This window comes from Empedobacter sp. R132-2, assembly GCF_030324375.1.
GTDB classification, from domain to species: Bacteria; Bacteroidota; Bacteroidia; order Flavobacteriales; family Weeksellaceae; genus Empedobacter; species Empedobacter falsenii_B.
Genome location: NZ_JACAGG010000024.1, coordinates 1 through 13,814 on the forward strand (window position 1 = coordinate 1; position 13,814 = coordinate 13,814).

The 13,814-nt window shown below is 28.7% G+C and carries 13 protein-coding genes; all 13 read right to left on the reverse strand.

Translation table 11 applies throughout. The annotated features are described in order from the left end of the window. Nucleotides 1-120 precede the first annotated feature (120 nt). Nucleotides 121-759 (reverse strand): HAD family hydrolase, encoded by a 639-nt coding sequence (locus HXZ69_RS10950; protein WP_286495962.1) that lies wholly within the window; start codon nt 757-759, stop codon nt 121-123. Next, the gene (locus HXZ69_RS10955) at nt 749-1,720 is read right to left on the reverse strand and encodes an ATP-grasp domain-containing protein (RefSeq protein WP_286495963.1); all 972 of its coding nucleotides are present in this window, start codon (nt 1,718-1,720) and stop codon (nt 749-751) included. The genes HXZ69_RS10950 and HXZ69_RS10955 overlap by 11 nt, the downstream gene beginning before the upstream one ends. Nucleotides 1,721-1,722: 2 nt before the next feature. Then, a complete protein-coding gene (locus HXZ69_RS10960; RefSeq protein WP_286495964.1) occupies nt 1,723-2,844 on the reverse strand; it encodes a glycosyltransferase family 4 protein in 1,122 nt (373 codons plus the stop codon). A gap of 3 nt (nt 2,845-2,847) precedes the next feature. Next, nucleotides 2,848-3,453 (reverse strand): sugar transferase, encoded by a 606-nt coding sequence (locus tag HXZ69_RS10965; RefSeq protein WP_286495965.1) that lies wholly within the window; start codon nt 3,451-3,453, stop codon nt 2,848-2,850. A 20-nt stretch (nt 3,454-3,473) separates the two neighbouring features. Next, nucleotides 3,474-4,679 carry a glycosyltransferase family 4 protein gene (locus tag HXZ69_RS10970; protein WP_286495966.1) on the reverse strand — a complete coding sequence of 402 codons (1,206 nt, stop codon included), beginning with the start codon at nt 4,677-4,679 and terminating at the stop codon, nt 3,474-3,476. Continuing rightward, complete coding sequence (locus HXZ69_RS10975; protein ID WP_286495967.1) at nt 4,679-5,755, reverse strand: glycosyltransferase; 1,077 nt, start codon at nt 5,753-5,755, stop codon at nt 4,679-4,681. Before HXZ69_RS10975 ends, HXZ69_RS10970 begins: the two co-directional genes overlap by 1 nt. A gap of 17 nt (nt 5,756-5,772) precedes the next feature. Beyond that, a complete protein-coding gene (locus tag HXZ69_RS10980; RefSeq protein WP_286495968.1) occupies nt 5,773-6,909 on the reverse strand; it encodes an EpsG family protein in 1,137 nt (378 codons plus the stop codon). Nucleotides 6,910-6,925: 16 nt separating this feature from the next. Beyond that, a complete protein-coding gene (locus tag HXZ69_RS10985) occupies nt 6,926-8,050 on the reverse strand; it encodes a hypothetical protein (protein WP_286495969.1) in 1,125 nt (374 codons plus the stop codon). Between the two features lies 1 nt (nt 8,051). Beyond that, nucleotides 8,052-9,170, reverse strand: a complete 1,119-nt coding sequence (gene wecB / locus HXZ69_RS10990; protein ID WP_286495970.1) for a non-hydrolyzing UDP-N-acetylglucosamine 2-epimerase — start codon at nt 9,168-9,170, stop codon at nt 8,052-8,054. Nucleotides 9,171-9,235: 65 nt separating this feature from the next. Next, nucleotides 9,236-10,315 (reverse strand): glycosyltransferase WbsX family protein, encoded by a 1,080-nt coding sequence (locus HXZ69_RS10995; RefSeq protein WP_286495971.1) that lies wholly within the window; start codon nt 10,313-10,315, stop codon nt 9,236-9,238. Then, nucleotides 10,299-11,759: a flippase gene (locus HXZ69_RS11000; RefSeq protein ID WP_286495972.1), complete on the reverse strand. Its 1,461-nt coding sequence runs from the start codon at nt 11,757-11,759 to the stop codon at nt 10,299-10,301. Before HXZ69_RS11000 ends, HXZ69_RS10995 begins: the two co-directional genes overlap by 17 nt. Next, a complete protein-coding gene (wecB, locus tag HXZ69_RS11005) occupies nt 11,749-12,870 on the reverse strand; it encodes a non-hydrolyzing UDP-N-acetylglucosamine 2-epimerase (protein ID WP_286495973.1) in 1,122 nt (373 codons plus the stop codon). Before wecB (HXZ69_RS11005) ends, HXZ69_RS11000 begins: the two co-directional genes overlap by 11 nt. After that, entirely contained in the window at nt 12,870-13,730 is an 861-nt protein-coding gene (rfbA, locus tag HXZ69_RS11010; protein ID WP_286495975.1) for a glucose-1-phosphate thymidylyltransferase RfbA, read from the reverse strand. The genes wecB (HXZ69_RS11005) and rfbA overlap by 1 nt, the downstream gene beginning before the upstream one ends. Between the last annotated feature and the right edge of the window lie 84 nt (nt 13,731-13,814).

Below are 13,814 nucleotides of genomic sequence, written 5' to 3' on the forward strand. Positions count from 1 at the left end.
TCTTTTGTCTTTTTAATCATCATAAAGCTATATTAGTTTTTTACTAATTTAGTCTACGAGGATATGACGTACCCACAATTATACAAAATAAAAAAGGCTCCTAATGGAGCCTTATCTATTTTATAATTTTAATAATTCACTTAAACTATTTATTATAATTTTTGGTAAAAATTTTTGTTCCAAATCAAAATTTTGAGTATGTATATTGTTTCCTTGATTTAAAAGACAAATACTTGTCCAGCCCAATTTATTCGGAGTTACAAAATCTTTTTTAGTATTATCTGCTATATAATAATATTCTTCAATATCATTTTCAAGGAATATTTTAAAATTACGTTCATCAGGTTTTGTTGATCCAAATTCTTCCGAAACTATTATTTTGTCAAATAAATCTTCAATTTTTAAGGCTTTCAATTTATTTCTTTGTGTTACAGAACGACCATCTGTAATCAAACCTAATTTATATCCTTTGGATTTTATTTTTTTTAAAAGGTCATCTGTCCCTTCGTTTAAAGAAATATTCGGAAAATGGTTTCTATACATTTGTAAAAGCTGTTCTTTTGAAAAATTAGTGTAATTATTTATCAAAAAATCAAATACATTTTCTCCTTCGTGATATTTAATCAACATTAGTTTGAACAATTCTTCTTGATTCTTTTTATCTATAAAATCTGCTATTTCTTTAAAAGCTGATTTTAGAAAATCAATCTCATACATCAATGTATCATCAAGATCAAAAATGATATATTTAGCCTTCATAGTTGCGAACTAAAACTTCATCATCGTAACGAAGCATCAATAAATTATTTTCCCAATTTTCAGTATAATCAATCGTTTTTCCTGAAATGTATTCCTCAATCAAATATTTAGGATAATTAGCCCCTGCTAAATAACTCAAGGGATATCCTCCTCCAAAGCGTGGATTAATTTCTATTCCTATAATTCGTTTTGTATCTGGATTAAAGAAAAACTGCATCGTTAAACAACCTACAGCACCTTCTATATGAGAAAGTCTTTCTTTAACATAAGCAACAATTTCATTTTTATGTGTCACTCCTTTATTGACTTCACCCGCGCGAACAAAAATTCGTTTACGAGGAACGATACACTTTAAATCTCCATCCTTATCATAATACGTATCTACGGTATATTCGTCATGTTTTGCATGATCAATATATTCCATAAACATCAATTTTGGATTTTCGAAATGATAATCAGTTAATTGAGACTCATTTTCAATCAAAAAAATATCTTTACTTAAAGATCCATCATACGGTTTAATAAATAAAGGAAATGTAAGGTTGTTTTTATCTAAATCTTGTGGAATATCAATATTATTTTCGACAAAAAACTGATTAATAATCCGTTTATCACGACATGCTTTCACAAAGTCTAAAGCTGAAACAACAGGTGTGATTCCTTCCTTTAAAAACAAATCTTTATTTTCTGCTAAAACCAGTAACTCTGTATCAATTGTAGGAACGATTATTTTAATTTCTAACTCTTTACAAATCTGAAGAAGTTCAGAAATATAATTTGGATCTGTTACCCTTTTCACCATTCTATACCCATCAGACACGTGGCAAGCAGGAGCTAATATAGGGTTTAAGTCTACTGTATAAACTTTGTTGGTTTCATTTAGCTTCTTGATTTCTTTTTGAAAGGCTTTCACTAAAGAAACCCGTTGCCCTGCTGATGTTATTAGTATATTGTTGTTCATTTTTAATTAATTACTTTTTGGTAGACTTCAATAGTTTTCTCAGCCATTATGTCAGATGTGAAATTTTGTAGTGCAAATTCTCTACCATTATTAGTAACTTCCATTCTTAATTTATCATCTATTGTCAATTTTTCCAAAATATTTTTCAATTCATCTACATTTTCATTCTGGAATAAAAAACCAGTTTTACCATCATCAATTTGATCATATGCCCCTTCTACATTACTTCTTACAACACAACAACCAGATAAAAATGCTTCAATAGCGACTAAAGGAAAACCTTCTAACCTAGAAGGTAAAACAAATATATCTATAATATCATAAAACGGTTTAGGATCTTGAAATGGCAACTTAATAACAATGTTTTCTAAAAAATTTTCAGTTATTAAGTTCAATAACCATTTTTCCTCTTTTTTATTACCCTCTCCTAAAATAACTAACTCTATTTTATTTTTTATATCTATTGGAAGTTCACTGATTGCTTTTAATAATACATCGTGTCCTTTACGGTATTGAATACTTCCAACAATACCAATTATTATTTTATTTTTGGATATGTTAAATTTTGTTTTAATACCATTTTTTGTTTCGTCATCGGTTAATAAGGAATATCTAATGTCAACACCATTAAATATGAGAGTTAGTTCATCTTTTTTATAATTAAATTTTTGTTGTGATTCATTATATGTTTCACGACTAATTGTTATTTCATGTGTAGCTTTAATATTTAAAAAAGAAAGTGATAAATCTTTGACATGAATAGTTTTTACAAATTTTCTATTTAATAACTTAGGTATAAAAGATAAAGCTGGTGTATGAACATGAATAACATCAATTGCATTACTTGCCAACTCTTTTTTAATTACAGGTAAAGATTTTATCATCTTTAATATGTACTTTATTTTACTATTTGACGATTTTGGAAATGGTATATTAATAATTATTCCTCCCACAGATTTAAGCTTATCTATTAATTGAAGATTAGCTTCACTTTTTATGTTTTCTGCCCCACTAGTAAAAATAAAAACTTTATTACCTTTTACTGTTAATTCTTTTGTTAAATCAATTATATGCGTTGTAACTCCGCTTAGAAAGAGTACCCTTGAAAAAATTGCTATTCTCATAATTTAATTATTACCGTTAAACATTTCCATAGTTGCTTGACCGTCTTGAGAAATCCCCTCAGACTTAAACACTTTTTTAAAAGTAGTTAAGAATACTTTTATATCTGTTGAAAGCGAAAGATTATCCACATACCAAACATCCAATTCAAATTTCTTAGCCCAAGAAATTGCATTTCGTCCATTTACTTGAGCCCATCCTGTAATACCAGGACGCACCTCATGACGGCGCTTTTGTACCTCATCATATAAAGGTAAATATTGTGGTAACAGAGGTCTAGGACCAATAATTGCCATATCACCTTTCAACACATTAATTAATTGTGGAATTTCGTCTAATGATGTTTTACGGACAAATGCACCAATTGATGTAAGTCTATCCGCATCAGGAAGAAGGTTACCGTTCGAATCTTTTTTATCATTCATCGTTTTGAACTTGATAATCTTAAAGATTTTCTCATTCAATCCTGGTCGTTCCTGGAAAAAGAACGGCTTACCATCGTTCGCAAAGTATAAGCCTATCATCACAGCGATAAAAATTGGTGATAATATAAGCAATCCAACAAAAGCGATGATGAAATCGAAAAGTCTTTTAAAAAAGTTTTTGTACATAATGATAATTAATGAATTTGCTAATTTGCTAATTTGCTAATTAATGAGTTATACTCCTCAAGTAATGCATTCCATACTACTGATTGTTCATAACGTGATTGTATCATTGAACGGGCATTAGCCTTTAAAGTTAGATAACAATCTTTATCTTCCATTAACTTTTGCATAGCTACTGTAATTGCTTCTGCATTTTTTACAGGAATAATCGTTCCATTTTCTCCTTCTACAATGATTTCATTGCAACCATTAATATCACTTACAATACTTGGCAATTCCATTGCTCCTGCTTGCATCACTACATTTGGAAAACCTTCGCGATAACTTGGAAATACTAATGCATTTGAAATAGCAAAATATGGACGAACATCTTTTTGAAAACCAACTGAAATAATATTCTTATTATTCTCAATTTCTTTCAATGTTTTCTCCTTTAAAGGATCTAATTCCGTTTCTAATGGACCTACTAATAAGAGTTTAGGGATTCGGGATTGGGAATTAGAGATTGGAGACTGGAGACTGGAGATTTGGGGTTCGGAACTAATTTCTAGTTTCTGAAACGCTTCAACTAACTCATTGATACCTTTATCACCAACTAAACGACCTACGAATACAAAAACAAAATCGTTATCTGAAATTTGTAAATCATTTTTTAATTTACTTAAATCATTTTCTGAAAAATTATTTTTTGAGAAAAAATTTAAATCAATTCCATTTACATTACCATTTACCAATACCTTTAAAGGCTTATTAGTAATATTATATTTTACAAGATCTTGTTTAACACCATTACCTTCTGGATAGATTTGGGTTGCTGACCAACAAAGTAATTGATCCATTTTTATTAATAATTTCTGCATAAATCCTGATCGTGTTGGGAATATTAGTCCTGTGAAAGTATGCATACGAATCGGAACTCCAGCCATTTTTCCCGCTAGCATTGTCAACAAACCTGCCTTTGGTGTAATCGAATGAACAATGGTTGGTTTCTCTTTTTTAAATTGAATATATAGCTTGATTAATGAAATAATGTCTTTTAAGGGACTTATACCTCTTTCCATATTCACTCCTATGGTTTTTATACCTTCCCTTTCATTAACTTCTGTTAAACTTTTGCCATTTGATGAAATACCAATTACCTGAAAATAATTAGACAGGTATATTAACTGTCCTTTTAAAAGGATGTTTAAGGATTCTGGGATTGTTGAAGTTCGGATTATTTTTATCATTATAGTGACTTATATAATTCAATTATTTTGTCAACCATTTTATTGATATCATATAAATTAGCTTTTTGAACACCATTTATAGCTGTTCTTTTATAAAAATCATGATCGTTTACCAATAATTGAATTTTCTCACTTAATTCTACACTATTTCCTTTTTCAAAGAGTAAACCTCCATTATTAACAACTTGCGCTAAACCTCCAACATTTGAAGCAATTGTTGGTTTACCACAGGCCATTGCCTCTGCTGCAGCTAAACCAAACCCTTCCCAATGTGAACTTAAAATAGCAATATCTGACATTTTTATTAAACGATAAACATCTGTTCTTATTCCTAGAAAATTCACTCTATTTTGCAAATTTAATTCTTGAACAAGTGATTGCAGATTTTCTCTTCTGATCCCATCGCCTACTAATATCAATTTATAATTAGAAGGTAACATAGATAATGATTTTATAACTGTATCTTGATCTTTTTGTTCCCTAAATCCTGCGACCATTATGAGTAATTTCTCACAATCACTATATCCAAAATTAATTCTATTTTCTGGAATAGCATTTGAAATTTCTTGAATATTAATTCCGTTGTTAATCACAAAAAGCTTGTCCTTATTAAGTTTAAGTTTGTTTATTAAAGAATTTTTGACTTCTTGCGTAATACATACTATTTTACTAAATCCTTTATAAATAAATCGTTCTAACGATCTAAATCTTGGATTATCCATTCTTGAATTTCCTGTATTATGTTCTGTAAAAATCAATTTTATTTTAGAAAATGACAATATTTTTGCTATTACTGTATAATATTGAGCAGGGAAAAGATGTACATGAATTATATCGTAATCTCTAAAATATTTAATTATTTTAAAAATATATAAAGGATTGTAATAGGAATTACCTAAAGAGTAAATCTTGCAACAATTTAAGCTTTCTAGCTCTTTGTATAAATGGGTTTTTATACCATTTAATAAAACGACATCTACTTGATGCCCTTTTTTAACTAATAAAGGAACTGAATCACGTACAAGTTTTTCAGCACCGCCAATACATAAACTATCTATTATATGTAAAATTCTCATGCCAACAAATTTATAAATTAATCCTTTTGATTTGCTGGACTATTTTTTTGATTATAATTAATACGATATTGATAACTTGGTTTATTTTCAAAAATATAATTAAGATAATTTGAATATGGAAGATATACTACTTTATTCATAATCAATGTATGTGTGTTAAAAACTATAGTTAAAATAAGAATTGCAAAAAAATTCAAAACATTTGAAGGTTTCAGGTGTTTCGAAGACTTTATAAAAATAATAACAAAAAAAGGAAAGAAATAAAATGTAAATCTCTCGAATATAGGAACAAAAATTGTAATAATAAATAAAACCGCATACATTAAAAATAATTTATATAACAAATCCGAATCTTCTTTAAATTTATTTTTTTTAACAACAATTACAAAAGTAAAAAAAAGTAAAAAAAGAATTGATTTCATGTTTAAACTGCTTCGAATTATATATTCGTTTTCTTCGCTTAAGTATGAGTCCGAGAATTTATTAAAAAAAGGGATCGATTCACTTACTAAAGTAAAAATTGAAATGAATAACCCAGAAACACCTAGTACTAACAAAACAATACTAACAATTAATAAAATTCTACTATATCTTTTAAGCGATAAATTAAGTAAAGGCATAACTAAGAATATTAATAATGCACTTTTATGAAAAGAAACAGCTAAAGCTCCACATAGAAAAAAATAAAAAAATTTCTTTTTTTCAAAGAAAACTATTGATAATAAAAAGACAACAATTGCAATTAAATTACGTAACGGATTATCTATTAAAAGATAAAAACCAAACATGGATATAAAAAAACTAAAAGCTATTAAAAATTGATCCCCAGTATGTTTTTTTATAATCTTAACAATCACATAATAGCAGAATAATTTTGTTAAAATTAAAAAAGTAAAAAAATCTAATTTAAAAAAATAAGCTATGTTCATCAATAAAACATAACCTGGCTCAAAAAAGATGTGTAAAGAATTATCTTCATAAACTGCTTCATAAACCATCCAATCAGATCCAGTCATGTAGCCAAAACATAAAAAAACACCAATTATAATAACAACAATATTTGTCAATATTTTTTTTAATTTATCATTAACTTTAAAAATGTATAATATTATTGGAAGTAATGCAATAATATGATATAAAATATAATCGCTCATTTATTAGGCAATAAAATTATATTAAATACGAATATTTTTTTTCTAAATTAGTGGTTTCGTAATACTCCATGGCTTTATCGCTGTAATTTTCATAATCTTTTTCAATAATTGAAATAATTGATGCAATATTAAGAGGATTTAAATCTCTTATTGAATGTCCCATTTTATAATTATCAAACACTAAAGTTAGTCCTGGTATATCATTAGATATCATTGGAATTCCGTATTTACTATACTCATGAATTTTATTTGGAGCACAATACAAAGTGTTTAATGTATTTTCAATCTGACCACCTACTCCATTATAAATTAAAATTCCAATATGAGCACGTTTTGTAATACTTAGATGATTTGGAGCAACAATATAAGGAAGAAAGACAATACGTTCGGATTCATATTTATTCTTTAGTTGTCTTCTATACCAATTATCAGTGCCCATCAGAACCAAGATGTATTCATCTGGTAAAAAGGGAATTGTTTCACAAAACTCATCTAACTTACGTTCAGGGTAATTAAAAACACCTTGATAGAGAATAATTTTTTTATCCTTATAATTTGATAAATAATTATCCGCAATACTATCGTCTATAGAAATTGAATCATAATTAGGCTTATTAGGTATAACTAATGGTAAATCTTCCAATTGAAAGAATGACTTTGTAATATGAGCTCGATTATATTCACAACAAACTACTTTCGATGCAATTTGTAGTACTAACTTATAATTTAAAGAAAAAGATAGTAAACGATACCTCAAATTAACTGAAAAAGATGGTATTTCAAATAAATAAGCATTTGTATCATACTTATATACTAATTTATGCAATAACCAAATACATTGCTCACCAAATAACCAAACTTTAACTGTATTTGCATCATAACTTTTTAATAGATTTGATACTTTTCGCTTAAAAGAGCAATATTTAAAAAACTTCTTTACAACATTATCAGAGATATTATTATTTATAACAATATGAAAAACAACACCTTTGGTAATAAATTCATCAATAAATGTCTGATCTGAGCAATAACCTATTAAAATCACTTTTTTATTCTGTGATAATAAAAACGAAATAACCGATAAAATTGGTGGATATTTTAAAATATCATGTTCAAAAACTAACACATGTGTATCTTTCATCTTATAAATTATTTATAAACTGTACAATACGTTCACAGGCTTTTCCATCGCCATACGGATTGTGTAAAGCGGTCATGGTTTGATAGCGCTGATTATCAGTTAGTAAAGAATTCACTTGGCTTATGATTAGTTCTTTATTGGTTCCTACTAAAACAACTGTACCTGCTTCAATTGCTTCAGGACGTTCTGTAGTTTCTCTCATTACTAATACGGGTTTGCCCAAACTTGGTGCTTCTTCTTGTACTCCTCCTGAATCGGTAATAATTAAATAGGATTGATTCATTAACCACACAAAAGCAGGATATGCTAAAGGTTCTATTAATTTTACATTATCTATATTTGAGAGCAACTTATAAACCGGTTTCTTTACATTCGGATTTAAATGAACGGGAAAAATTATTTGACTATCTGTATTTTGTAACGCTATTTCCTTTAATGCTTCACAGATTCGAATAAAACCATTTCCATGATTTTCTCTACGATGACCTGTAACTAAAATTAATTTAGCTATTGGATCAACTATAGTTTTTAAATTATCTATTTCTGCGTTGTCTAGATTTTCAACACGTTTTGAACTATCCATCAAGGCATCAATTACTGTATTCCCTGTAACTAAAATTGATTTAGGATCGATGTTTTCTTTCAACAAATTTTGTTCAGAAGCGGTAGTTGGTGCAAAATGGTAATCTGCTATACAACCAGTAATTTGACGGTTAATTTCCTCTGGAAAAGGAGATCTTTTATTATGTGTACGCAAACCAGCTTCTATATGACAAATTTGTGCACCTGAATAGAAACTTGCAATACTAGCAGCCATTGTAGTAGTTGTATCTCCGTGCACATATACAAATTCGGGTTGAAAATCTTCTAATACCTCTTTTAATCCTAAAATTATATCTCCCGTCAGCGAATAAAGATTCTGATCGGGTTTCATTAAGTTTAAATCGTATTCAGGAACAATATCAAAAAACTCCAATACTTGGTCTAACATTTCTCTATGTTGTCCTGTAACACATACTCGAGTTTCAAATTGATCATTATGTTTTTTAAACTCTTGAAACAATGGAGCCATTTTTATAGCTTCTGGTCGGGTTCCGAATATAATTAAATTTTTTTTCATAGTATACAATACTTTTGATTATTTAAAGTTCCTTTTGGTAAATAAAAATAAGCAGTTTTCATAATTTATAATTTATCCAACTCCCTTAAAATTACTTCTAAATATTCATGACCGAATTTTAAGTCTGGTTCAAGATAATTTCCTTCTCCCCATTCATTCCAAGACTTAATGATTGCAACCCTTTCTTCTTCTGGCTTATTTTTAATATTTTCAAAAACCTGATGAACATGTTCTTGAAAATATTCTGGTTTCGAATCATGTAAAATAAATCCTCTACTACCTGATCTAGGAGAATGATCCCAATTTGGTAAAATTGTTGGGATACTATCTATTTCGTTAATATCGCTACAAACAAAATATTCCATGGCATCTTTATAATCATAAACATTAAGATTATCCTTCTTTACAAGTTTCTTTAAATTTCTAGTTATACGATTTTTTAAAACACGTTGAATATTATAGTGTGTAATAACATTTACAGCAGAGTAACCTTTGGATATATAAATTTCTTTTTGATTTTCATCCATTATTTGAGCCACAAAATAAAAACCTTTCAAGCCATTTTCTTTTGCTAAGTCATTCCATGTTTTTATAAACAACTCAGTATCTACAAGTTGATCTGGTTTGTAAATCATAAAAAATAGTTTACCATTAATGGTAATATATCTTTCATCCTTAAAGGCTGGTAACATTGTATTAAAATGTTCAATCATATCCTCTACACCAGGATATTTTTGCTCCTTCAAAATTCTATTTTCAGCACCATGCCATCGACCACTCCAAGTTTCATTTGCCCATGCCAAACAAAAAGGAAAATCTGGTTCTTTAGACTTAACTACTTCATCAAAAACTCTTGTTAATACACGATCTCCATTGCCAAACCAATAATGCCAATAACAAAAACCTTCAATACCATATTTTTCAGCCATCTCAGCTTGCTGTTTACGAATATCTGAAACACGTAAGTCATAGTACCCTAGATCCCTAGGAACTCTAGGTTGATAATGATCTTCAAATAATTTTTCTGCCTTACCTACATTTGTCCATTCTGTAAAACCTTCATGCCACCATAGATTGTTTTCTTCTGTGGGATAAAATTGAGGAAGATAGGACGCTATCAATCTTACTTTATTTCTTTTTTTCATATATGATTTTTAATTTTTGAATAGATTCTATAATTACATAATCTTTTACAATTAATAAAAAAACTAAATATACACTAGTTCCTAATAAACCAGCAACTAAAATAGTTAACATATCTCCTAAATTGATGTTTTGAACCAAATTAATTACTAAATACACCAAAATTGCTCCAATAAAGTAATTAAGGTTCTTTATTGAGAAAAAACCATAATTAACAAGCTGTTTCCTTAAAAAGAAAATCATAAGAATAATAGCGATTAGCTCTACCATTACACTAACAACAGATGTAGCTAATTCGAAGTATTTAGGGATAAAAACAATATTAAGAACAACACTTATTACTGCAGAAATAAAAACAAGAATTGTATATAATCTTTCTTTTCCTTGAGGATACATTACCATAAAAGCTAAATAATAAGCAATTCCAATTATTAATAATAAAAATGAAAGAATCTTCATAGGTACTATTGCATCTACAAATTGGCTTCCTGCCATTACAAGAATTATTCTATCTGCCAAGCCAAAAATTAAAGCACAAATTGGTAATGAAAAGAATAGGATATATTTCAAAGATTTATTAAGATATAAATTATACTCATCATATTTCTTATTTTCATAAAAATAAGATAATCTAGGTAACAAAACTGCACCTAATGTAGTTACGAACAATATCGCAAATCTTACTAGTTTGTTTGCTGTTGCATATATTCCAACATGTTTATCTCCTCCATATACACCTAAAAGAGTGTTATCTAATTGCAAATAAATACTTATAGATACTGTAGCTAGAAAAATAGTAATAATCCCTTTTAGATGTTTCTTAATTTCAAAATCTTTTCTTTTTAAAATTTTAAAATTTAAAAATTTACGAATATAAAAGAGATTGAAAAGATTTGCACCTACGGTTGAAATTACCATAATTAATGCATAAGCAACATAATCTTCCGGAGATTTTACAAGGGTAAATAACAGAATAAGTGTTATAATCTTAATAACTATAAATCTTATTGTAATGTACATTTGATCCTCAATGCCTTGAAAAAACCACTCGAAACCAAAATTTGATAAAAAAATAGTCGGAGCTAAAACAAAAATCAAAAATTTGTAGTCTTGTAAGAAATCTAAATGTATAAAAATACCAAAAAGAAGTGCATAGGAAATAATAGTAGTAATTCCTAAAATAGCTAAAAGCTCTACTGTTACTTTAGACCTATTATATTCACTATCTCTAACTCTTGCAATTTCTCTAATACCATACATTGGAATTCCCAAAGCAGAAAAGAGTACAAAGTAAGAAATAATAGAATTTGCATATTCAAATTTACCAAGAGCTTCTACACCTAAAGCTCTATTGATATATGGTAAAGTAAATAAACCAATTAAGGTTGACAGGACTGTTCTTGTAATATTAAGAACATAATTTAATTTAACACCTCTAACCTTCATTAATGATAAAATTTACTATTCTTTCGCAAGCTTTTCCATCTCCATAAGGATTATGTATTTCACTCATCAAATTGTATCGGTTTTGATTATTTAATAAATCATTTGCTTCTAAAATTATTTTAGCTTTGTTCGTTCCTACCAAAATCACTGTTCCTGCATCTACAGCTTCTGGTCTTTCTGTTGTATCACGCATTACCAAAACAGGTTTACCTAAACTTGGTGCTTCTTCTTGTACACCACCAGAATCCGTTATAATCATATAAGATTGTGACATTAACCAAACAAAGGCTGGATAAGCTAAAGGTTCAATTAATTTGATATTCTCTATTCCTGATAAAATATCATGTACTGGTTTTTGTACATTTGGATTTAAATGAACAGGATAAATTATTTGAACATCAGAATGTGTTAATGCTATTTCTTTAAGAGCTTCGCAAATGTTAATAAAACCTTGTCCATGATTTTCTCTGCGATGTCCAGTAACAAGAATAAGTTTCTTTGAAGAATCGACAATTGTTTTTAAATACTCTATTTCATCATTATTGATAGTTTTAACTTTAGCAGAGCTATCTAATAATGCATCTATCACTGTATTTCCTGTAATAACTATGTTATCTGATTTTATATTTTCTTTAATCAAATTATCAAAAGATTGTTGAGTTGGTGCAAAATGATAATCAGCTAAGCTTCCTGTTAATTGTCTATTCATTTCTTCAGGAAATGGAGACCATTTGTTATGCGTTCTTAAACCGGCTTCGACATGACAAACCTTTGCTCCTGAATAAAATGCTGCAAGTGCTGCTATTGAAGATGTTGAAGTATCTCCATGAACATAAACATAATCAGGTTTAAACTCTTCTAAAACTGACTTTAATTCTGTTATGATATCAGCTGTTAGAGTATATAAATTTTGATTTGGCTTCATTAAGTTCAAATCAAAATCCGGTTTTATCTCAAAAAAGTCCAAAACTTGATCTAACATTTCTCTATGTTGAGCTGTTACACAAACTTTTGTTTCAAATTCTTCGTGTTTTATAAATTCCTTTACTAAAGGAGCCATTTTAATAGCCTCTGGTCTAGTACCAAATATTATTAAATTCTTTTTTTTCATTATTTACAAACCTTCATTAAATATTCCCCATAACCGCTTTTGCATAATGGTTCAGCAATCTTATTTAACTGTTCTTTGTTGATGTAGCCCATACGATAAGCAACTTCTTCAATTGCACCAATTTTCATCCCTTGGCGTTCTTCAATTACTTGAACAAATTGTCCAGCTTGCATTAATGAATTGATTGTTCCTGTATCTAGCCATGCTGTTCCACGATTAAAAACGCCAACTTTCAATTTACCTCTACGTAAATATTCAGCATTGATATCGGTAATTTCTAACTCTCCACGAGGAGATGGTTTGATATTTTTAGCAATTTCAACGACATCATTATCATAAAAATATAATCCAGGAACGGCATAATTTGATTTTGGCTCTTTTGGTTTTTCTTCAATCGAAACAACTTCGTTATTTTCATTAAACTCTACAACTCCATACCTTTCTGGATCACTTACTTGATACGCAAAAACAACTCCTCCATCTGGATCAGCAGAATCTTGTAATAACTTAGACATTCCAGAGGCATAGAAAATATTATCACCTAAAATTAAAGCTACTTTATCGTCTCCAATAAACTCTTCTCCTAAAATAAAAGCTTGTGCTAAGCCATCAGGACTTGGTTGTTCTTTGTACGAAAATTTACATCCTATTTGAGAACCGTCACCTAATAACTTCTCGAAATGAGGTAAATCGTGTGGTGTAGAAATAATTAAAATTTCATTAATCCCTGCCAACATCAATGTTGACAATGGATAATATATCATTGGTTTATCATAAACCGGCATCAATTGCTTGCTCACCGCTAATGTTAAAGGATGTAATCGCGTTCCTGATCCTCCTGCTAATATTATTCCTTTCATGTTTTTTTTGTTGTTAGATGGTTATATGGTTAGATGGTTAAAGGGTGAACTTGTAAACTTGTAAACGTGTGAACTTGTAACTCC